Origin of the sequence: Cognatishimia activa, assembly GCF_001458335.1 — a bacterium.
Classification (GTDB): Bacteria; Pseudomonadota; Alphaproteobacteria; order Rhodobacterales; family Rhodobacteraceae; genus Cognatishimia; species Cognatishimia activa.
In genome coordinates this window covers 417,188-437,587 of sequence record NZ_CYTO01000009.1, presented here as the reverse complement: position 1 = coordinate 437,587, position 20,400 = coordinate 417,188, and the positions used below count along the sequence as shown (strand labels likewise).

At 55.8% G+C, this 20,400-nt stretch carries 20 protein-coding genes and 1 riboswitch; of the genes, 9 read left to right on the top strand and 11 right to left on the bottom strand.

The window, feature by feature from the left end; genetic code table 11:
• Positions 1–15: 15 nt before the first annotated feature.
• Positions 16–1,026: a 5-oxoprolinase subunit C family protein gene (locus TA5113_RS06635; protein ID WP_058315558.1), complete on the bottom strand. Its 1,011-nt coding sequence runs from the start codon at positions 1,024–1,026 to the stop codon at positions 16–18.
• Positions 1,019–1,708 (bottom strand): 5-oxoprolinase subunit B family protein, encoded by a 690-nt coding sequence (locus tag TA5113_RS06630; protein ID WP_058315557.1) that lies wholly within the window; start codon positions 1,706–1,708, stop codon positions 1,019–1,021. The genes TA5113_RS06635 and TA5113_RS06630 overlap by 8 nt, the downstream gene beginning before the upstream one ends.
• Positions 1,709–1,845: 137 nt before the next feature.
• Positions 1,846–2,060: riboswitch (cobalamin riboswitch) on the top strand.
• A 103-nt stretch (positions 2,061–2,163) separates the two neighbouring features.
• Between TA5113_RS06630 and TA5113_RS06625 the strand changes: the two genes are divergently transcribed.
• The 7 genes from TA5113_RS06625 to fdhD all read left to right on the top strand — a co-directional run bounded on the left by TA5113_RS06625 (position 2,164) and on the right by fdhD (position 9,063).
• Positions 2,164–2,571: a DUF1636 family protein gene (locus TA5113_RS06625; RefSeq protein WP_058315556.1), complete on the top strand. Its 408-nt coding sequence runs from the start codon at positions 2,164–2,166 to the stop codon at positions 2,569–2,571.
• Complete coding sequence (locus TA5113_RS06620) at positions 2,568–3,374, top strand: ABC transporter ATP-binding protein (RefSeq protein ID WP_058315555.1); 807 nt, start codon at positions 2,568–2,570, stop codon at positions 3,372–3,374. The genes TA5113_RS06625 and TA5113_RS06620 overlap by 4 nt, the downstream gene beginning before the upstream one ends.
• A gap of 11 nt (positions 3,375–3,385) precedes the next feature.
• Positions 3,386–4,318, top strand: a complete 933-nt coding sequence (locus TA5113_RS06615) for an ABC transporter substrate-binding protein (protein ID WP_058315554.1) — start codon at positions 3,386–3,388, stop codon at positions 4,316–4,318.
• 2 nt (positions 4,319–4,320) lie between these two features.
• On the top strand, positions 4,321–5,370 hold the full coding sequence (locus TA5113_RS06610; RefSeq protein ID WP_082625902.1) for a FecCD family ABC transporter permease: 1,050 nt from the start codon (positions 4,321–4,323) through the stop codon (positions 5,368–5,370).
• 287 nt (positions 5,371–5,657) lie between these two features.
• A complete protein-coding gene (locus TA5113_RS06605; RefSeq protein ID WP_058315553.1) occupies positions 5,658–7,952 on the top strand; it encodes an FdhF/YdeP family oxidoreductase in 2,295 nt (764 codons plus the stop codon).
• On the top strand, positions 7,949–8,275 hold the full coding sequence (locus tag TA5113_RS06600; RefSeq protein ID WP_058316651.1) for a hypothetical protein: 327 nt from the start codon (positions 7,949–7,951) through the stop codon (positions 8,273–8,275). Before TA5113_RS06605 ends, TA5113_RS06600 begins: the two co-directional genes overlap by 4 nt.
• Complete coding sequence (gene fdhD / locus TA5113_RS06595; protein ID WP_058315551.1) at positions 8,272–9,063, top strand: formate dehydrogenase accessory sulfurtransferase FdhD; 792 nt, start codon at positions 8,272–8,274, stop codon at positions 9,061–9,063. The genes TA5113_RS06600 and fdhD overlap by 4 nt, the downstream gene beginning before the upstream one ends.
• Positions 9,064–9,149: 86 nt before the next feature.
• Here fdhD and TA5113_RS06590 read toward each other — a convergent pair whose 3' ends face one another.
• From TA5113_RS06590 to TA5113_RS06575, 4 genes are all read right to left on the bottom strand, one after another.
• Positions 9,150–10,961: an assimilatory sulfite reductase (NADPH) flavoprotein subunit gene (locus TA5113_RS06590; protein WP_058315550.1), complete on the bottom strand. Its 1,812-nt coding sequence runs from the start codon at positions 10,959–10,961 to the stop codon at positions 9,150–9,152.
• A 5-nt stretch (positions 10,962–10,966) separates the two neighbouring features.
• The gene (locus TA5113_RS06585) at positions 10,967–11,707 is read right to left on the bottom strand and encodes a phosphoadenylyl-sulfate reductase (RefSeq protein ID WP_058315549.1); all 741 of its coding nucleotides are present in this window, start codon (positions 11,705–11,707) and stop codon (positions 10,967–10,969) included.
• Between the two features lie 47 nt (positions 11,708–11,754).
• A complete protein-coding gene (gene cysI, locus TA5113_RS06580) occupies positions 11,755–13,473 on the bottom strand; it encodes an assimilatory sulfite reductase (NADPH) hemoprotein subunit (protein WP_058315548.1) in 1,719 nt (572 codons plus the stop codon).
• A gap of 95 nt (positions 13,474–13,568) precedes the next feature.
• Entirely contained in the window at positions 13,569–14,222 is a 654-nt protein-coding gene (locus TA5113_RS06575) for a peroxiredoxin (protein WP_058315547.1), read from the bottom strand.
• A 501-nt stretch (positions 14,223–14,723) separates the two neighbouring features.
• Between TA5113_RS06575 and TA5113_RS06570 the strand changes: the two genes are divergently transcribed.
• A complete protein-coding gene (locus TA5113_RS06570; protein WP_058315546.1) occupies positions 14,724–15,866 on the top strand; it encodes an AMP-binding protein in 1,143 nt (380 codons plus the stop codon).
• Positions 15,863–16,963 (top strand): thiolase family protein, encoded by a 1,101-nt coding sequence (locus TA5113_RS06565; RefSeq protein ID WP_058315545.1) that lies wholly within the window; start codon positions 15,863–15,865, stop codon positions 16,961–16,963. The genes TA5113_RS06570 and TA5113_RS06565 overlap by 4 nt, the downstream gene beginning before the upstream one ends.
• Here the strand turns inward: TA5113_RS06565 and TA5113_RS06560 are convergent.
• Genes TA5113_RS06560 through TA5113_RS06540 form a run of 5 tightly spaced genes read right to left on the bottom strand, consistent with a single transcriptional unit; the run spans position 16,960 to position 20,123 of the window.
• Positions 16,960–17,541, bottom strand: a complete 582-nt coding sequence (locus tag TA5113_RS06560; protein ID WP_058315544.1) for an MOSC domain-containing protein — start codon at positions 17,539–17,541, stop codon at positions 16,960–16,962. The two genes, TA5113_RS06565 and TA5113_RS06560, sit on opposite strands and share 4 nt — an antisense overlap.
• Positions 17,538–18,218 carry a nitroreductase gene (locus TA5113_RS06555; protein ID WP_306338070.1) on the bottom strand — a complete coding sequence of 227 codons (681 nt, stop codon included), beginning with the start codon at positions 18,216–18,218 and terminating at the stop codon, positions 17,538–17,540. Before TA5113_RS06555 ends, TA5113_RS06560 begins: the two co-directional genes overlap by 4 nt.
• A 23-nt stretch (positions 18,219–18,241) precedes the next feature.
• A complete protein-coding gene (locus TA5113_RS06550; RefSeq protein ID WP_058315542.1) occupies positions 18,242–18,802 on the bottom strand; it encodes a biotin transporter BioY in 561 nt (186 codons plus the stop codon).
• Between the two features lie 3 nt (positions 18,803–18,805).
• A complete protein-coding gene (locus TA5113_RS06545) occupies positions 18,806–19,420 on the bottom strand; it encodes a CbiQ family ECF transporter T component (RefSeq protein WP_058315814.1) in 615 nt (204 codons plus the stop codon).
• The gene (locus TA5113_RS06540; protein ID WP_082625901.1) at positions 19,395–20,123 is read right to left on the bottom strand and encodes an energy-coupling factor ABC transporter ATP-binding protein; all 729 of its coding nucleotides are present in this window, start codon (positions 20,121–20,123) and stop codon (positions 19,395–19,397) included. Before TA5113_RS06540 ends, TA5113_RS06545 begins: the two co-directional genes overlap by 26 nt.
• Between the last annotated feature and the right edge of the window lie 277 nt (positions 20,124–20,400).

Genomic DNA, 20,400 nt, shown 5'->3' with positions numbered 1-20,400 from the left:
GTTTTTCTTTTGCAATCAGTCTGGCGTTTCAGAGACTGCGCCGCTGATCAAGTTTTCCCGCATCAGCCTCTGTGCAAGCGTTCCCCGCGGGACCGCCACTTCTTCTAAATACACCTGCATTTTCAGAGCCTTGTCTCGTGCGATTGAGACGGCTTGCTCAGGCGAAACCGCCTCAAAATGCACCACATCCCCTGCGCGCATCTGGCTTATTCGATCCAGATCGGTGCTGATCACAGTGGCAATCTTAGGATAACCGCCTGTGGTTTGATGATCAGCAAGCAGCACGGTGGGTGTTCCATCTCCAGCAACCTGAATTGCGCCTTTCGCAACCGGTTCTGATGGGATCGACAATGCCCCATCTATTGACAATTTCGGCCCATCTAGGCGCACGCCCATTCGGTCAAATTGCGCGGACAGTCTAAACGGCTGTTCCTGTAGCGCAGAAAGAGCACTTGGATCAAAGAACCGGTCCTGCGGGCCCATCACCACGCGGATGGCCTCGCTTGCAGCAATGGCGGGGCGCTCAATGGCGCCATGGCGATCTTCGCGCAGGGCAGCATCGCGAACGGTCAGGACCTGCCCAGCGCTTAAAGCACCGCCACCGAACCCAGAGGTCGAATGGGTCGCGCTGTGACCAAGCCATTCCTGACTTTCTAAATTCCCGGCGAAAGCCAAATACGCCCAACTGCCCTTGTGACCCGCACGGATCGACAAGCGCTCGCCCGGCGACAACGAGATAACATTCCAACTGCCCAAACTGTCGCCGCAGGTTTCGACCAAACAGTCGGCACCTGTCACCGCGAGAGAAAGGGTGCCGCTGACACATTCCAACACCAATCCCCCCATCGAGATCTCGATGCCGCTCGCCTCAGGTGCGTTGCCAAGAGCAACATTGCCCGCCGCATGAGACAAGCGGTCCATAGGACCGCTCGCAGCGACACCAAAGCGCATATAACCCGTGCGCCCGGCATCTTGCACGGTCACTAAGGGTCCTGCGGCCACCACTTTGAGACGCGCTTCACCCATGGCGCAGACCTTTCTCTGCTTCAAAGGTTGCGCGGTCAATGCGCTCAAATCGAACCGTGTCACCCACATCGAACAGGAACGGATGTCGCGGATTGTCAGTCAGGATCTCTGTTGGCGAGCGACCAATGATAGACCAACCCGTCGGCATGGTCAGGGTCGTCACCAAGCATTGAGGCCCAGCGATAATAACGCTCCCTGCCGGGACATCGCGCAAGGCCGAAGGTTTGCGCGGCACTTGAATCGCTTCATTCACGCCGGAAAGGTAAGCATAGCCGGGTGCAAAGCCATACATGCCCACGCGGTAGGACGCGCCAAGATGCATGTTGATGACCGTATCCTCAGAAAGCCCCGCCTGCGCAGCGACTTCGGACAGGTCCGGCGCGATATCGAGATCATAGCAGACCCGGACCACGCGCTCTGTCCCCCGCCCTTGAACCGCAGAAACATCTGCCAACAGCGGTTTGATCGCCGCCTCGATGCTGCCGTGGTCAGTTACCAAAGGATCAAATACCACCAAAATGTTCACAAAGGCCGGGATTGATTCCAAGAAACCGTTGATCCCAGCGGCAGCAATTGCTCGATCTAGCGACTGGATCTCAAGATTGATCTTATCACTGATCTCATCCCCCAACTGCACCAAAACAGCATGGTCAGAAACCGCAGTGAACCGGGCTTGGGGCATAATTTATTGGTCTTTCAGAACAATTTGTGGCGTATTGTCGAGGTAGCCAAACCCACATAGCTTTGTCCAGCGATAAGCGTCGTGGCGTCATTTTATTGCGCCGCAGCAATCGTGATTGACAAGGTGAACCGTGCGCTGTTAGCTCTCTCCTCGATGGTTTCAAGGCGCATGCCTTGTAAAAGGGAATACGGTGCGGCGCGCTTCACAGCTGCCAATTCCGTAACTGCCCCCGCAACTGTAAGCGGCGAGCAACTCTGAATAGCCACTGGGCCCACCACTTGGGAAGGCCTGGGAAGGATCAGAGACGCGACGACCCGTAAGTCAGGATACCTGCCATCATTGTTGTAACCAAACCGGGCGGGGTGCCTCGGAGGGAAACCTATGATGACTTATTTGGCTCCGGCCTTTGACATGACTGGTCTACCTTCACGCTCCGCGCATGCGCGGAGGGCGAGATGAACCGGAAAAGCACTCACCAAATTACTGTCTGTACCTCTTGCCGTCACAAAGACCAAAGCTGTCGGCCGGGCTATGACCTAATCTTAAAACTGCGCGATGCGATTGCCGCTGCGGGCGATGCAATCCCTGAAGAATTCGAAATCTCAGGAACCGCCTGCATGGCGGGCTGTAATCGCCCATGCACCGTGGCCTATTTTGGCTCGCGCAAAGCCACCTATCTTTTTGGCGACATTGATCCAGACCAAGACATCGATGACCTCGTGAATTTCGCAAAAACCTATGCGTTCCTGAATGATGGCTGGTGCAGCTCTGTCGACCGGCCGGGAAAGCTGCGCAAGTCCACGTTGGCGCGGGTCCCCGCCTCCATCATCGCCTTTGAAGCCACGCCGGAACTTGTGCAATGAGCTGCCTGTCCGGAGCGAACCTCGGCAGCGCGGATGTTAAGGTCGACAACGTCTCATGGGGTCCAAGTGCCTCAGAGCCGCTGATCCTCAAACCTCTGAGCTTTCATTTGCAAGCTGGCCGTGTGCTTGGCCTCATTGGGCCGAACGGAGCAGGCAAGTCCACTCTGTTGCGCCTACTTTATCGCTTTAACGTTCCGGCGACGGGACGGATCGAAGTAGATGGGCAAAACATCTGGTCGATGGCCCCGCGTGCCGTCGCCCGTGTGGTTGCCGCGGTTCTGCAAGAACAGGCCACGGATTTTGCACTTACCGTGCGCGACGTAGTCGCCTTGGGCCGCCTGCCTCATCGTTTGGGTTTTAGCACCACAAACGAAGACGATGACATGATCATCGACGAGGTCATGGAACGCATGCATCTGGGTGCGCTGGCCCATCGCGAGTTCGGCACCCTTTCAGGGGGCGAACGCCAACGTGTCATGGTCGCGCGCGCCCTCACCCAGTTGCCAAAGGTATTGGTGCTGGATGAACCCACCAACCATTTGGACATCCGTCATCAGCTGGAAATCCTGCATCTGATCTCGGATCTCGACCTGACCATCATCGTTTCATTGCATGATCTGAACATGACCATGCAAGCCTGCGACGATGTGCTGGTGCTGAAAGATGGCAACGCCATGGGCTTTGGTCCGCCGGACCAAGTGTTGTCAACGGACCTTGTATCGTCGGTTTTTGACGTTTCGACTCAATTGGAACAGCTAAGCCTGAGCCAAACAAACCAATTTACATTCCAACTCTCTCATTGAAAGGACAGTCAATGAAATCCCTCCCCATCGCATTTGGCCTGATGGGCCTGGCAAGTGCAGCCGCAGCGGACGTTACCGTACAAAGCTGTGACCGCGATGTGACCTTTGATAAGGTGCCAACAGCTGCGATCTCTAACGATGTGAACCTCACAGAGATGATGCTTGTTCTGGGTCTGGCGGACAAAATGGTCGGCTACACTGGCATTTCCGGCTGGAAAACTCTGGATGAGGACATGCGATCCGGTGTTGAAGAACTGCCAGAACTGTCCGCAAAATACCCAAGCAAAGAAGTGCTGATCGGCGCGGACGCGGACTTCTTCTTCGCGGGCTGGAACTACGGCATGAAAGTGGGCGGCGAAGTCACACCGGAGTCTCTCGCACCATTCGGCATCGACGTATACGAGCTGACGGAAAGCTGCATCCACGTGGGCGACAAGCCAAAAGCCAGCTTGGATGACATGTACAACGATCTGCTGAACTTGGGCAAAATCTTTGACGTAGAAGACAAAGCGGCAGCGCTGGTCGACGGCTACAAAGCAGAGCTTGCGGCGTTCCAAGAGACTTTGGAAACCGGCGACCCACTGCGCGTGTTCGTTTATGACAGCGGCGAAGACAAGCCGTTCACCGCAGGCCTTTATGCAATGCCAACCGCGCTGATCGAAGCGGCCGGCGGCACCAACGTCATGGATGACTTTGAGAAAAGCTGGGGCACCGTGAACTGGGAAGCAGTTGTTGAAAAGAACCCTGAAGTGGTTGTGATCGTGAACTACGGCAACGTAACTGCGGAAGAAAAGCGCGCCTTCATGATGAACAACCCAGCCTTTGCTGAATTGGACGCGGTGAAGAACGATCGTTTCGTCACTCTGGAATATGTTGACGCGACCCCAGGTCCGCGCAACATCAAGGCAGTGAAAACCCTGTCTGAAGCGTTCTGGAGCAAGTAAGAATGACGACCGAGGCCAAAAAAACACCCTCGCGCAAAACCAATCGCCCTATGGCGATGCAGGTTCTGCTTTGGGGGGCATTGTTTTTGGCCTCGATCACCATTTCGGTGGGGACCGGAGCCATTTCGATCCCCGTCGACACAGTCTGGGGTGTGGTGATCAACAAGATCAGCCCTGAAACTGTCGAGACCACGTGGTCCAAAGGCCGCGAGGCCATTGTCTGGGACATCCGTTTCCCGCGTATTTTGCTCGCTATCATGGTGGGCAGCGGTTTGGCGCTTGTTGGCGCTATGTTGCAGGCCGTTACGCGCAACCCGCTTGCTGACCCCCATCTTTTGGGAATTTCATCCGGCGGTGCATTCGGGGCGATTTTGGCGCTGCTGCACACTGGCTTGTTTCTTGGCCTTCTGACCGTGCCTTTGATGGCCTTTCTTGGCTCACTCGCCGCAACGCTGTTGGTCCTAGGCGTTACGCGATTCACCCAATCCAGCAGCGCGGACCGATTGGTTCTGACCGGTGTCGCCATCTCATTTATCGTAATGGCACTCGCCAATGTGCTGATTTTCCTCGGAGACCCGAAAGCCACCCATACCGTTGTGTTCTGGATGCTTGGTGGCTTGGGGCTCGCGCAATGGAGCCATCTGATCTACCCGCTGATTATCCTTCTGCCATGCGCTGTTTGGGCAGTGCTAAACGCGCCTTATCTGAACGCCATGACGATCGGCGATGAAACCGCCACCACGCTCGGCATTTCGGTCAAGCGGTTCCGCCTGACAGTCTTCGTCATTTCCGCTCTGATCACCGGAGTCATGGTCGCTTTCTCAGGCATGATCGGCTTTGTCGGTCTTATGGTGCCTCACATCGCCCGCCGGTTTGTGGGCGGCGATTATCGCCGGGTGCTGCCTGTGTCTGGTTTGTTTGGCGGGCTGTTTGTCCTGTGGGCTGACGTCATTGCCCGCAAGGTCGTTGCGCCAGAGGATCTGCCGATTGGGATCGTCACTGGTTTGATCGGTGGTTGTTTCTTCCTTTGGCTCCTACGCGCACGGTCGTAATAGCCCGTCGGGCAAACACCGAAACAGCGAAACAGTTTTCCAAAGACGATCTTGCGTCTGACAATCGGAAACTTTCACCCTCGATGCGATCAACGATAGCGGATTTACGCAAAGAAATGACGCTTTAGAGCATTGTTTAGCCGAGTCGTTTGTCTAGTTTCCACGAAAGAGGACAGTCGGGTCCTCGAGACTTAGGTATGTCTGGTTCGTCATATTTTGGCGGCTCAGACCTTACCCAAACCCCTAACAACTGAAGCATTTCTGCTTAGGCGACAGGATAAAGTGCGGTGGCGAAAGATAACTGTGAGCGCAAGCCTTCTAAGGCGGCGGGCGGCTGGGGCGCGCTGAAAAGCGTTGCGCGTCAACTCAAGAACAGCGGCAAACCGGTGAGCGGCGCGAAGACGCTACTGAGCTTGAACCAAGCGGATGGGTTTGACTGCCCCGGTTGCGCATGGGGCGATCCTGAACACGGTTCATCCTTTGAGTTCTGCGAAAACGGTGTAAAGGCCGTCACTTGGGAAGCCACGAAAAACCGCGTGACACCAGAGTTTTTTGCGGCGCATTCCGTTCAAGAGCTACGCACGTGGAGCGACCATGACCTTGAACACCAAGGCCGCCTGACAAATCCAATGCGCTACAATCCAGAGACCGACCACTATGAAGCGGTTTCATGGGAAGACGCTTTTGCGGGTATCGGCGCGGCTTTGAATGCGATTGAAGACCCAAATCAGGCAGAGTTTTATACCTCTGGCCGCGCGAGCAACGAAGCCGCGTTCCTTTACCAAACTTTTGTGCGCCTGTTCGGAACCAACAACTTTCCCGATTGCTCCAACATGTGCCACGAGGCCAGCGGCGTTGCCCTAACCCAAGCCATCGGCATTGGCAAAGGCACAATCCTTCTGGAAGACTTTGACGAGACTGATCTGGTCTATTGCGTTGGCCAAAACCCCGGCACGAACCACCCGCGTATGCTCGCAAGCCTGCGTGAGGTTGTGGAGCGTGGCGCGAAAGTGGTTGCGATCAATCCTCTCAAAGAAAAGGGTCTGACCCGTTTTGCTGACCCGCAAAACAAAATCGAAATGATCCGCGGCACGTCGGCGCCGACTTCAACACACTACATCAGCCCGCGTCTGGGCGGCGATATGGCGATCTTCCGTGGAATGTCCAAAGTGGTGCTTGAAGCAGAAGACAAAGCGCAAGCGGAAGGCAAACCAGCGGTCCTGGATCATGCTTTCATTGCGGAACACACCCACGGATTTGATGCTTGGTGTGATTTGGTCCGCGCGACCTCTTGGGATCAGATCCTTGATCAATCCGGTCTCACCCGCGAAGACATCGAAACCGCGGCGCAGATGTATATCGACGCTGACCGCGTGATTGTCGCTTGGGCAATGGGTATCACTCAGCACGTGCACTCTGTCGATACGATCCGCGAGATCGCGTCTTTCATGTTCCTCAAAGGCAATGTTGGCCGCAAAGGCACCGGCCTTTGCCCCGTGCGCGGCCACTCCAACGTGCAAGGCGACCGGACTGTTGGGATCAATGAAAAGGCCCCAGCCGCATTCATTGATGCGATGGAAGCAGAACTGGGCGTCTCCCTGCCCCGCGAGCGTGGCCATAACGTGATCCAAGCCATTGGCGCGATGCTGGATGGCACCGCAAAAGCCTTTATTGCATTGGGCGGCAACTTTGCCCGTGCGGTGCCAGATAGCCACTTGGTGGCCGAGGCCATGGGCAAGCTGGACCTGACAGTGAACATTGCCACCAAACTCAACCACGGCCACCTGATGCCCGGCAAACAGTCTTATGTGTTGCCCTGCTTGGGTCGGACCGAGATCGACAAAAACCTTGAAGGCACCCGCCAGATGGTCACCGTCGAAGACTCCATGTCGATGGTGCATGGGTCATCGGGCATTAACCTGCCTGCCTCTAAGTCGCTGCTGTCTGAGGTGCGTATCATTGCAGGCATCGCCAAAGCCACCGTCGGCAGCGAACGGGTCGACTGGGATACGCTGGGCCAAGACCACGACAAAATCCGCGAGATGATTGCCCGTGTTCTGCCGATCTTTGGGGATTTCAACAAACAGGTCCGAGAACCCCGTGGTTTCTGGCTGCGCAACCCCGCGTCCGAACGTGAGTTCCGCACCCCGACGGCCAAAGCCAACTTCGGCGACGCGGACTTGCCCGCCCTGACCGAATGGCAGAGCGTCAACGGCAAGGATGCGCATTTCGTGCTGCAAACCTTCCGCTCTCACGATCAATACAACACCACGGTCTATGGCATGGATGACCGCTATCGCGGTATCTATGGCGAACGCGAAGTGGTCTTTGTGAACAAGCGCGATCTGAAGGCGATGGATCTCAAGGGCGGTGATATCGTTGATATCATTGGCACTTACGAGGACGGTCACCGTCGCGAATGCAAAGGCTTCCGTGTTGTCGAATACGACACTCCGCGTGGATGTATCGGCGGCTACTACCCTGAAATGAACGCGCTGGTGCCCCACCAAACCGTGGGCGACCTGAGCTTCACGCCAACTTCGAAGTCCGTGCTTGTTCGCTTGGAGAAATCCAACCCATGAGCAACGCCGCCACCCAAGACCAACAGGATGCGCTTCTTGATCTGCTCGATCAGGTCATGCAGCACGAGCTCGACTTCCTCACGGAACTCGGCCCGCTGATCCTGTGTGCATCGGCTTTGGGAGTGGAAAAGGATACGCGCAGCTCCGCCCGCCTCTTTGAGGCAGCCCATGCCTTGGTGATCCGGGAATGCACGCATTTGGATGAGGAGCTTGGGTTGATCACGGTGGAGGATCGCGGCGAGAAATCCGGGCGGCGGTTCTTTGCGCTGACGGCGCAGGGCGCGCATTTCACCAAAGCTGATCCATTGGAGATGGCGTCATGACCGCACAGATCAATCACGACAGCACCGGCGTAACGCAAATCGTGCACGCGCAATCCGCGAACGGCTCGGACAAAATGCGCGAAGTGATCGTGGAAGAACCTATTGCCATCGCATTCAATGGCTCTTCCGCCGCCGTCATGATGGGCACACCCAGCGATATTCGTGATCTGGCTTTTGGGTTCGCGCTGACCGAAGGCTATGTGTCCTCGATCCAAGAGATCGAGAGCTTTGAGGTGATCCGCCACGAAAAAGGGTTCGAGGCTCAACTTTGGGTGACAGAGGACCGCGCAGAAGCCATTGCCGCCCGCCGCCGTGCCATGGCCGGCCCCGTAGGATGTGGGCTTTGCGGGATCGAAAGCCTTGAGCAGGTTGCTAAGTCACTGCCAAAAACCCCCGCCCGCTTGAATTTGACACCGAGCGAGATCAGCCAAGCAATGGCGGAAATCTCAGACTGGCAACCGCTGAAAGAACGCACGCGGTCCACCCATGCGGCAGCATTCTTTGTACCCGACAAGGGGATCATCTTGGCGCGCGAAGATGTGGGTCGCCACAATGCGCTCGACAAACTGGTCGGGGCATTGGTGCAAGATGGGGTTGATACATCGAAGGGTGCCGTCGTGGTTACGTCCCGTATTTCATTGGAACTCGTTCAGAAATGCGCTGTGCTTGGTAGCCCGCTGTTGATTGCGGCTTCTGGCCCGACCAGCCTTGCGATTGAAACCGCGCGTGCCTGTGGTCTTGGAGTGATCGGCTTCTGCCGTGGTGAAGATTACGAAGTCTTCTGCTAGCGGCCCCTGCGGAAGACACCAAAAATAAGAAAGGCCGCTCTGAGAACCCTCAGAGCGGCCTTTTCTGATTAACCTTTGCGTGAGCCTTAGTAGACGTCGCGCTGGTAACGCTTCTGGTCTTTGAGGTTAGCCAAGTACTCTTCGGCCTTCTCTTCATTCAAACCGCCATGGGTTTTCAGAACCTCAAGCAGCGCCGCGTGTACGTCTTTGGCCATGCGGTTTGCATCGCCACAGATGTAGAAATGCGCGCCATCTTCGAGCCATTTGAAAAGCTCTTCACCATTCTCAAGGATGCGGTCCTGCACATAGACTTTCTCCGCTTGGTCACGGCTAAAGGCCACGTCCAGTTTGCTCAGCAGACCGGATTTCAGGTAGCCCTGCAGCTCGACCTGATAAAGGAAGTCCTGCGTGAAGTGTGGATTGCCAAAGAACAGCCAGTTCTTGCCTTCCGCTTCCTGCGCTTCGCGTTCCTGCAAGAAAGCGCGGAATGGCGCAATGCCGGTGCCAGGGCCAACCATGATGGTTGGTGTGTCAGGGTTTTGCGGCAGACGGAAATTGTTGTTGCTTTCCACGAACACGCGAAGGCTGTCGCCTTCGTCCGCGCGGCGGCCAAGATGGCCAGACGCACCGCCCAAGTGGCCACGCTCAAACGCATCCCATTCCACAACACCGACCGTCAGGTGTACTTCGTCTTCAACTTCAGACTGGCTGGAGGCGATAGAGTAAAGACGCGGCTGCATCTTACGTAAGGAGTCCACCAGCGCTTGTGGTTCGATCTGGTGCGGGTGATCGCGCAGGATGTCAAAGATCTGGCGTGGCTCAAGGTAGTCACGCAGCAGGACCTTGTCTTCTGCCAGTTTGATCAGCTTCTCGTCACCGGTCGCATTGCCGTATTTCTCAGCAAATGTTGGGTAAGCTTGGGTCAGCTCCAGATCTTCGATCAACAGATCGCGCAGGGATTTGGTCACATCGCCCAGCTTGGCTTCCGCCGCACCGTCAACTCCAAGCACTTCCAAGATCGCGTCGACTTCCGCCGCATCGTTATGGAAATATACACCCAGCGCATCACCGGCTTGGTAAGTCAGATCTGAGCCATCCAAAGAGATCTCCACGTGGCGCACATCTTTGGTGCTGTCACGGCCAGTGATCTTTTGAACAACGCTGACTTCCGCCGCGAATGGGTTCTTTTTGGAATACTGAGACACCGAAGCAGCTGCAGCAACACCCGGCATTGGAACGACATTGCCACCCGGAGCAGGCGCCGCGGCTTTCAGCTCTGGTTCAAACACATCCAGCGCACCGTTGATCCAGCCCTCGGTGTGATCGTCATAATCCACGTCAAACATCGCGCGTTCATGCACAACTTTCGCACCCAGCGCGCTGAGGCGGTCTTCAAAGTCAACCGCAGTCTGGCAGAAGAACTCGTAGCTGCTGTCGCCAATGCCCAGAACGGCAACCTGAACACCATCCAGTTTTGGTGCCTTTTTGGACGCCAAAAACGCATGCAGTTTCTCCGCAGGCTCTGGTGGCTCACCTTCACCGTAGGTGGACACGATGATCGTCAGGAACTTTTCGTCCTTCAGCTTGGCTGGTTTGAAATCAGCCATATCAACCAGTTTCACGTCCATGCCGCGCGCTTTCGCCGCCTCTGCATAATCCGCCGCGATATGTTTCGCGTTACCGGTCTGAGAGCCGTAAAGAACGGTCAGCGGCGCAGCTGCGGCAACCGGCGCAGCCGCTGGGGCCGTCGCAACGACGCCGCTTTGCGCGGTCGCAGCCAGATAGCCACTGATCCAAGCCTGTTGGATCGGCGACAAAGAGCCGGCGAGTTGCGCAAACTGTTGCGCTTGTTCAGTGGAAAGAGGGTTAATGCCTTGAGGCACTTGAGTGAGCATCATGGGTCTTAATCCTGATCAACGTGCAGGCCGCATTCACGGTTCATGCCAAAAAATCGAGTGTCTTCTTCACGCATGCCGTCTTCCAGCTTGCGTGTAGTGTGGGTGTCGCCGACGCTGACATATCCTTGTTCCCAAAGCGGGTGGTATGGCAGGTCGTGATCTTTGAGGTAGCGGTGTACATCGCGGTTGTGCCAATCCACGATTGGGTGGAATTTCACCCGGCCGTGTTGGAACTCCAAGATCTTACGCTCAGACCGGCTTTCCGCCTGAGCGCGACGCAAGCCAGAATACCACGTGCCTGCGCCCACCTGGGACATAGCGCGCTGCATTGGCTCTACCTTATTCATATTGTTGTACTTTTTCAGGCCTTCATCGCCTTGTTCCCAAAGCTGACCAAAGCGTGCTTCTTGCCATGCCGGGCTCATGTCAGAGCGATAAACCTGCAAGTTCAGGTTCAGGCGTTCTTTCAGCTCATCCACAAAGCGGTAGGTCTCTGGGAACAGGTAGCCGGTATCAAACAGCAGAACTGGAATGTCAGGCACATGCATGGTCATCAGGTGCAGCATGACGGCGGATTGAATGCCGAAGCTGGACGAGATGACATGATCGCGCGGCAGGTTTTCCAACGCCCACGCGATCCGTGTGTCAGCAGTCTGTTCTTCCAACCAAGTGTTGGCAGCGGTGAAGACCTTTGGGCCTGTTGCCGCTACTTCAGACTGTGGTTTTGTTTGTACTGCTACATTCATGGGATAATCCCTTCAGTCTTAACTCATGCCTAGGTTCAGGCGTCTTATCAGGCGTGGAAATCGGTCTTGGACACTTTGACTTCCGCCACGACGCCCTTGCGGATCACAAAATCCCCAAACCCTTCGTCTTCATTGCGTTCCGCAACCCAATCCGCGATCAGCGGATCAAGCGCCTCATAGATGACCTCTGGCGAAACGTTCTCTTTGTAGAGCTTCGGTACACGGGTCCCTTCGCGGTTGCCGCCAAGGTAAAGGTTGTATTTGCCCGGGCCTTTGCCGACCAAACCAACTTCTGCCAGCATCGCGCGGCCACAGCCGTTCGGGCAGCCCACAACGCGCAGGATGATGTGATCCTGTGGAACGTTGTGCTTCGCCAAAAGGCCTTCCACGTTAGAAACCAGATCAGGCAAGAAACGTTCTGCTTCCGCCATCGCCAATGGGCAGGTTGGCAGCGCCACACAAGCCATAGAGTTCTTGAGCTGCGGCGTCATCAGATCGTCGATCAAACCGTGGTCGCGGGCGATCTGTTCGATCTCGGCGCGGTCTTCCGGAGCAATGCCTGCGATCACCAAGTTCTGGTTCGCTGTCATGCGGAAATCACCTTTGTGGATTTCAGCAATCTTGCGCAGACCGGTTTTCAGCGGACGACCTGGGAAGTCCAAGATGCGGCCAGACAGAATAAAGAGTGTCAGGTGATGTTTGCCATCGATGCCTTCAACCCAACCGAAACGGTCACCACGAGACGTGAACTCATATGGGCGGGACTCTTCAAATTTCACACCTGCGCGGCTCTCAACTTCTGCTTTGAAGGTGTCAATGCCAACGCGGTCCAGCGTGTATTTTGTCTTTGCATTCTTACGGTTGGTGCGGTTGCCCCAGTCGCGCTGCACAGTCACAACATGCTCAGCCACTTTCAACGTGTGCTCCAGCGGGATAAAGCCAAAGTCATCTGCTTTACGTGGGTATGTCGCTGTGTCGCCGTGGGTCATCGCCAGACCACCGCCTACCAGAACGTTAAAGCCAACCAGCTTGCCGTCTTCAGCAATGGCGACAAAGTTCAGATCGTTTGCGTGCACGTCCATTTCATTGTTTGGCGGCACGGTCACGGTGGTTTTGAATTTCCGTGGCAGATAGGTGGAACCAAGAATTGGTTCTTCGGTTGTGTGAACCTTTTCCTCGTCCAGCCAGATTTCATAGTAAGCGCGTGTCTTTGGCAGCAGGTGCTCAGAGATTTTCTTCGCCCACTCATACGCGTCCGCGTGTAGCTGGCTTTCCACAGGGTTTGTAGACGCCAAAACGTTGCGGTTCACGTCACCAGCGGTTGCGATCCCATCAATATTGATGGAGTTCAGCACCTGGTGCATGTGCTTGATATTTGGCTTCAAAACGCCGTGGAACTGGAACGTCTGACGGGTGGTCAGGCGGATCGAGCCATAGCTTGTGTGCTCGCGTGCGAAGTCGTCAATCACCAACCACTGATCTGGCTGGATCACGCCACCGGGCATACGGGCGCGCAACATCACGTTGTGCAGCGGCTCGAGTTTTTGCTTGGCACGCTCGGCGCGGATGTCGCGGTCATCCTGCTGATACATGCCGTGGAAGCGGATCAGCTGGAAGTTATCATTGGTGAAGCCACCGGTGATCTTATCTTGCAGATCTTCTTCAATCGTCCCGCGCAGGAAATTGCTTTCGCGCTTCAGACGTTCGTTGTCTGCAAGTTTGCCCTCAACAATGAGGTTCTGTTTATCAGATTGGCTATCTAGCATGGTGTGTCGCTTTTGATTGCACTGAAGGTGGCTTTTGATTGGAGGTGACGTCGGGCGGCCAAATCGCCGCCCTCGCCATGTTTGTTAAGAGACGCTTATGCAGGCTCTTTGGTGAAGCGCAGGTAAGGCAGAACCGCGTTGAATTCGCCGAACTTCGCTGCTGCGTCTTCGTTGTTCACGGTTGGTGGGATGATCACATCTTCACCGGAAACCCAGTTCGCTGGTGTCGCAACACCTTTGCCCAAGGATGTCTGCAGACCGTCCAGAGCGCGCAGGATTTCTGCAAAGTTACGGCCGACAGTCATTGGGTATGTCATGGACAGCTTCAGTTGCTTGTCTGGGCCAATGATGAATACGGAACGTACGGTCGCGCTGTCCGCAGGTGTACGGCCATCTGGCAGGTACGCTTCTGCCGGCAGCATGTCGAATGCTTTGGAAACTTCCAGACCATCGTCCGCGATGATTGGGAAACCAGCGGTTGCGCCGCCGAAGGATTCAATGTCGCCTTTCCACTTTTTGTGGTCTTCAACACCGTCCACGGAAACGCCGATCACCTTGGTGCCGCGCTTTTCCCACTCGTCTGCCAACTGTGCAACTGCAGAGAATTCAGTGGTGCAAACTGGTGTGAAGTCTTTTGGGTGGGAGAACAGGATCGCCCAGCTGTCGCCGACGAAATCATGCAGAGAAAACTCACCCAGGTCGGTGGTCACGGTCAGGTTAGGGATAGTGTCGTTAATACGCAGGCCCATGTCTTTTTCCTTTTTAGTTTAAATCGCCAGGACACCGGGTCCCTTTGATCAATGCGGTTCGACCGTGGAAGTTTCCGTTGGTCTATGTCGGTTGTGCGGATGCAGAAGATCAGCGCACAGATGTTTCGGTTACCATTCACCGCACCGGACAAAAACCGGATTGGGTTGGTGTTTTCGATATAGGGGCAAAATAGACGAATTTCCCGATTTACATCAACACGGCCCGGCAAAATAGGACAAAAGTCCACTTCGAAAAATGAAATGAAACAAATTCCTGCAATTTTCCATTTAAAGAAAAACTGGTGCGCCCTGGGTCGCAAAATAAGACCTTGGTCCTAGGCCAAAGAATTGAGCAAACCGGATTTGGCGCGAATTCACATTGAAAAACGCGATTCCCGTGCGCCTGTTAGAGCCCCATTTTTATTGGCAACGACACCGCTCTACTGGCTAAATTCGCCCAATTTGCTATGGTCCTCAAAAGAGCCATCAACGAAGCCCAACATGCGCGACAGCACCCGTTTTTCCATCTCAGATCAAAGCACCATCCTTCACGCGGGAAGCGCGGACGTGGACTTGCTATTGCAGGCAATTCGCGATGGAAAAACGATCTTCGCAGGCGCAGAATTGGCCATCCGATCCGGCGATCCGCAACGGCTGATCGTGCAAACCGCGGGGACAACGGGCACACCGAAAAAGATCCGGCGCACCCCGCCGAGCTGGCGCGCGAGCTTTGACGCCAATCGCTCTCTTTTCGAAATAACTGACCGCGACACATACGCGGTTTTCGGGCAGCTCAGCCATTCCCTTGCGCTTTACGGGGTCATGGAAGCCCTGCATCTCGGATGCGATATCGCCATTTTGGATGACATATCCCCTACCCGCCAAGCAAAGGCATTGGCAGATTTCGGTGTCAGCGTTTTGTACGCAACGCCCACTCAGCTGCGGTTACTGCTTCGAACGAAGCCCGCTAAAATCACTGACATACGCCTTGTCATTTGCGGCGGTGGCAAGATGGATACGAGCCTGCGTAAGGATCTGGGCGACGTCATACCAAAGGCGCAAATCATTGAATTCTTTGGAGCTTCTGAAACCAGCTTTATCACACTTGCCGACCAGTCGGCACCAGCAGGCTCTGTCGGGCGCCCCTACCCCGATGTCTCTGTTCGCATCGGCGACGACTTTGCAGCTGGGCAAGTCGGTGAAATTTGGGTGAAAAGTCCGTATCTCTTTGAAGACTATGAAAGTGGCGAGAGCGCTGTATGGGATGAGGACTATCTCTCCATCGGCGAAATGGGGCTGCTGGATGAGAGCGGGCATCTATTTCTAAAGGGACGTAAGAAGCGTATGGTCACGATCGCGGACCAAAATGTCTTTCCAGAGGCGATTGAAGCGCGGATGTTGGACCACCCAGCGGTGTCGGAGGCCGCTGTAATCACGCCCGAAGACGCATTGCGCGGCCATTCGCTTGTGGCTTTTGTCGTATCGTCTTTAAGTGAAGGCGACATTCGCAAACTGTGTCGCGAGACTTTGGGGCCCGCTGCGGTGCCCCGCGACGTCATGTTCCTTGAGACTTTGCCAAAGCTCGCCGCAGGCAAACCAGACCTTCAAACCCTTATGAAACTCTGGCAGGAGCACCGCTCATGAGCCATATCATTGCTGCCAAACGGTCTGCCGTGGTGCCCCGCAACGGGGCTTTTGCGCAACTCCTCCCCCACCAAATCGCAGCACCTGTGATCCAAGACGCCATACAAGAAGCAAGTCTGACGCCGGATCGAGTCGGAGAGTTGATCCTCTCCAATGCACTTGGCGCTGGCGGCAACCAAGCGCGGATTGCAGCCCTTGCGGCTGGATTGCCCGAGCGGGTTGGCGGCCTCTCTATTGATCGCCAATGCGCTGGCGGTTTGGATGCGTTGATCTTGGCAGATGCCATGATCCGTTCGGGACTGCATGATGTGGTGATTGCAGGCGGTGTCGAAAGCTACTCGCGTCGCCCCTTGCGCATGCATCAGTTTAGCGATGGCCGCGATCCAGAACCTTATGATCAAGCGCCATTCACCCCATGGCCAGACCGCGATCCTGATATGGCGACGGCAGCGGATACCTTGGCGCAGAAGTTGGGCATTACGCGAGACGCTCAGGACCGTTGGGCGCAAGATAGCCATTCCAAGGCGATGTCGCACCGGGCAGATTTACAGCACGAACTCACAGTTGTTTCTGACACTATCAATGACACCTTCACCCGCAACCTTACCCCGCGCCATTGCGAAAAGGCTAAGACCGTCGCTGGAAGCATCACCGCCGCGAATATGGCGGTTGCGGCGGATGGAGCAGCGTTTGTAGTGATGGTATCAGACCGGATCGCCAAACAACTCGCGCGACCGTCCCTGCGTTTCTCTGCCGGGGTCAGCCTAGGCGCCGATCCAGAACAGCCGGGTCTCGCGCCAGTCCCGGCGATCAACGCTCTTTGCCAACAGACAGGCCACGGACCGCAAAGCTTTGATCATATTGAAATCATGGAAGCTTTTGCGGTTCAGGCCATCGCATGTGTTCAAGGTGCGCGCCTCGACCCATCCAAGGTGAATCAAAAAGGCGGCGCATTAGCGCGCGGGCACCCAATCGGCGCATCTGGCGCAATCTTGGCTGTTCGGCTCTTTCATGATCTTTCGGCGTCAGGTCAATCAGGCCTAGCGGCCATCGCCGCCGCAGGCGGTTTGGGCAGCGCCGTGATCCTTGAAGCCTAACCGGGCAGTTTGCAGATCAGATCCCCAAGCCGGACCTCTCCATCCTCGACAATACGGCAGAACAAACCGCGCAGACGGTAGGTTTTATTGGCCGGGGCATTCAACCACGCAAGGCTCTCCGCGCCATAGCGATCCCGCCATTTCACGCAAGCCGTATTAAAGAACCCTGTGACCTCTACCACCGCAGACCCAATCGCCAGATGCGTGCCCGCAGTTAGGTTTGCTTCCGACGTATCCAGATCAGCGATGAACGGATCCCCCGGATGAATTGTGTTCTCACGATCTCGCCAACACAGGTCCATGACGCGCTTGGGCAGGATCGAAACCTGAATGCGGGGATCAGGGCGGCCGTCTGGCAGCTTGAGCCACGCATCCTTTTGCCAACGCTCGCCAACGATGCCCAGTTCTTTTGAAAGTTCCAGTCGGTCCGGAAAGCTGCGCTCGCTATAGCCGGGGCGGAAACAGATCATCTCGACCGGCACGTTATCCTTGGGGGCAGCCAAAACCTGCGCTAACGCCGCATCGCATTCCGCGCGGGTCACGCTTGGTTGCGTAGACGCGCTCAGATCAAGACTCATTCAGTGGAGTCCTCAGAGGATTCATCTGGGAAACCACGAAAACTGGTGAATTCCTCAAGCGCGGCGCGTTCTGTGCGGAAATTATTCACCGGCGCGTCCAAATCCGGGTGCCCGACTGCAATGCCGCAAACAACCATTTCATCCTCAGCCAACCCGAGGTGAGCATGCGCCACGCTCGCATAATTCGCCAGCGCGCCAATACCAGTCGCGCCCAAGCCTTCGTCTTCGGCAGCCAACAGAAAACTCATGATGGCCATGCCCATATCCATGAAGCAACCTTTGCCCATGTCTTTCTGGATGGTCACCACCACGCCGACCGGCGCGTCAAAGAAATCGTAGTTCTTCGCAAACTGTGCCCGCCGTCCGGCCACATCGCGTTTTTCGATCCCCAGTGCCTCATAAAGCGCAAACCCAGCGCTGCGCTGGCGCGCTTTTAGCTCCGCAGGAATGGGATCGGGGAAATAGGAATATTCACTGTCAAAGGGACGATTTTCAGCAATGGCCGCTTGCAAAGACGCGCAAAGACCGGCGAGCGCGTCGCCGGTTAGCACATGGAATTTGCCCGGTTGCAGATTTGCCCCGCTGGGAGCTTTGCGTGCTGCCTGACAGATCGCTTCCATTTGCGACCGCTCGACCGGGGCTTTCCTAAAAGCCCTGACCGAACAGCGCGCGTTCATTATGTCCTGAAAGGACTTTGGCATTACGCCGCAACACCTGCGCGGGACAGGATGCTAGATGGGCGTGCTTTGTAAAGCGCGCCGGTGATCAGGCCGGTGATCACCGCTTTGATCAGGTCACCCGGCATGAAAGGCGCCATAACGACCAGCAGAGATTCACCAAGACCCGCAGGCTTAGCGATGATGTAGTAAGGCACCGCAACCAGATACAGCGCGCCGATCCCACCGATCACGGCTGCGATACCCGCGATCAGGCCAACATTGCCGCCTTTCCAGCGCTCCATCACCAGACCAGTGACAAATGCCGCCAGTGGGAAGCCATAGTAAAAGCCTGCCCAAGGGCTTGCGAAGACGCCCAGACCACCACGGCCACCGGCCAAGAGCGGCAGACCTGCCGCGACAAGCACCACAAACAACAGCGCAGCCAATGCACCGCGTTTCGCGCCCAAAATCGCGCCCGCCAGCATAAAGCCCATGCTTTGCGCAGTGATCGGAATACCACTTGCCAAAGTCAGTTTCGGCAACAGCCCCAGCGCCGCAATCAACGCAGTAAACAGGGCGATCATCACCACATTACGTTCCATTTCTCAGCTCTCCTTGCTTTCGAGAAGTCCACCCCGAGCCCGCAGCGCTTCTGCCAAATGATCGGCATCGTCTAGAGCATTCAGGGTAAAAGGTAAAACAATCCGCCATCCGGGGCGGCGATGGGACCGCACGCGCCAGGCGTCCACCAAGCGGCGGCCATTCTCAATCAGGGATGGCAATATGCGAATAACCAGCGCGATCGCCAGCTCCAGCGCGCGAGTGTTTAACCCAAAGCGGCGCAAAGGCGTCGCGAGCCAGCGAATGACCTCGATCATCTCGGTCAATGCTGTGGTCATTGTGACCAGGTTGGCCAATCCAAAGGCACAGATCAGGCGCAGCAGAAACGTGACGCCATCCAGATAGGTCGCAGTCGCGATATGCCAAATCGCCAACACCGCCACAAAAGGCCAAAGAATGGCGAGGCGGCGCATGCCCCCCATAAAAAACACACGCCCCGGCAGTGCATAAAGCCCGATGACAAAAAGCGTGACCAAGCCAAGCTGCCACAACTCAGGGATCAGGTAGAGCCCCATGGTCACCAAAGCCAGCGCCGCGAGTTTCAACTTCGCAGGCCACTCATGGGCGCGGGTCCTAACGGGAGAGGTCAGCGAGATCATCATCCCCTCCTAGCGCATGCATGGCCTCCAAGTAGGCGGCGATGACGTCATCGCGCGCACCGGTCATTTTGATATTGCCCTGATCGATCCAGATCAGCTGTTCATAGCCCTCAAGATCCGCCAGATCGTGGGTGATATGTACAAGGCTGCCCTCGTAATGGGCCAAATACCGGGTCAGCTGTGCTTTGGTTGGGATATCAAGACCTGCAAAAGGTTCATCCAAAATCAAAAGCTTAGGAGCCATGGCCACAATCGCCATCAGACAAACAAGATGCTTTTGGCCCTGAGATAGCGAGGCGATATAGGCGTTTTCCCAATGGCTCAAGCCGAACCGCGCTAGGATTTCCTTCGCGTTCTCCGCGGCCTCTGTTTTGGACTGGCCAAGCTGACCCACGCCAAAGGCAATCTCTTCGATGACTGTGGGAAAGATGATTTGGTGTTCCGGGTTTTGAAACAGAATGCCAACTTCGCGAAGCGCGGCGCGGCGGTCTTTCGCCAGATCATGCCCATTGATGCGCACGTCGCCCGAACTCGGCGCAACCAGTCCAACCAGCAATCGGGCGAGCGTGGACTTGCCGGACCCGTTTCGACCAATGATGCCAATGCGCGGCGCGGCGATGTCGAGGTCCAGCCCATGCAAAATGGCTTTACCTTCAACCTCAAACTTAGCGTCGCGAAGCTCTATCCGGCTGGGCATATTCATTGCCTTGCCTCGTGCAACGGGGCAGCTCGGCGCAGCGCGCAGAGATTTAATTGATAATTGATCGCCATGGTTTCAAAGCTGTCCCGTTTTGTTGATGCTAGGGATGACCGCTGCGCTTCCAAATCACAAGCGCCGCAGAGTGCGAAAATCAGAACGACAAAACTTATCAGTTTAAAAACAATAAGTTAGAAGGATTTTCCGTTACGGCGCGAATTTTTACGCCCATTTCTTGGGTGTGTCATTTTATCGTTATTATTCAATTGCTTAGAATCTCTTT

Coding starts and splice junctions, on each gene's coding strand:
- TA5113_RS06635 (WP_058315558.1), bottom strand. CDS start 1,026: ATGGGTGAAGCGCGTCTCAAAGTGGTGGCCGCAGGACCCTTAGTGACC.
- TA5113_RS06630 (WP_058315557.1), bottom strand. CDS start 1,708: ATGCCCCAAGCCCGGTTCACTGCGGTTTCTGACCATGCTGTTTTGGTG.
- TA5113_RS06625 (WP_058315556.1), top strand. CDS start 2,164: ATGAACCGGAAAAGCACTCACCAAATTACTGTCTGTACCTCTTGCCGT.
- TA5113_RS06620 (WP_058315555.1), top strand. CDS start 2,568: ATGAGCTGCCTGTCCGGAGCGAACCTCGGCAGCGCGGATGTTAAGGTC.
- TA5113_RS06615 (WP_058315554.1), top strand. CDS start 3,386: ATGAAATCCCTCCCCATCGCATTTGGCCTGATGGGCCTGGCAAGTGCA.
- TA5113_RS06610 (WP_082625902.1), top strand. CDS start 4,321: ATGACGACCGAGGCCAAAAAAACACCCTCGCGCAAAACCAATCGCCCT.
- TA5113_RS06600 (WP_058316651.1), top strand. CDS start 7,949: ATGAGCAACGCCGCCACCCAAGACCAACAGGATGCGCTTCTTGATCTG.
- fdhD (WP_058315551.1), top strand. CDS start 8,272: ATGACCGCACAGATCAATCACGACAGCACCGGCGTAACGCAAATCGTG.
- TA5113_RS06590 (WP_058315550.1), bottom strand. CDS start 10,961: ATGATGCTCACTCAAGTGCCTCAAGGCATTAACCCTCTTTCCACTGAA.
- TA5113_RS06585 (WP_058315549.1), bottom strand. CDS start 11,707: ATGAATGTAGCAGTACAAACAAAACCACAGTCTGAAGTAGCGGCAACA.
- cysI (WP_058315548.1), bottom strand. CDS start 13,473: ATGCTAGATAGCCAATCTGATAAACAGAACCTCATTGTTGAGGGCAAA.
- TA5113_RS06575 (WP_058315547.1), bottom strand. CDS start 14,222: ATGGGCCTGCGTATTAACGACACTATCCCTAACCTGACCGTGACCACC.
- TA5113_RS06570 (WP_058315546.1), top strand. CDS start 14,724: ATGCGCGACAGCACCCGTTTTTCCATCTCAGATCAAAGCACCATCCTT.
- TA5113_RS06565 (WP_058315545.1), top strand. CDS start 15,863: ATGAGCCATATCATTGCTGCCAAACGGTCTGCCGTGGTGCCCCGCAAC.
- TA5113_RS06560 (WP_058315544.1), bottom strand. CDS start 17,541: ATGAGTCTTGATCTGAGCGCGTCTACGCAACCAAGCGTGACCCGCGCG.
- TA5113_RS06555 (WP_306338070.1), bottom strand. CDS start 18,218: ATGAACGCGCGCTGTTCGGTCAGGGCTTTTAGGAAAGCCCCGGTCGAG.
- TA5113_RS06550 (WP_058315542.1), bottom strand. CDS start 18,802: ATGGAACGTAATGTGGTGATGATCGCCCTGTTTACTGCGTTGATTGCG.
- TA5113_RS06545 (WP_058315814.1), bottom strand. CDS start 19,420: ATGATCTCGCTGACCTCTCCCGTTAGGACCCGCGCCCATGAGTGGCCT.
- TA5113_RS06540 (WP_082625901.1), bottom strand. CDS start 20,123: ATGAATATGCCCAGCCGGATAGAGCTTCGCGACGCTAAGTTTGAGGTT.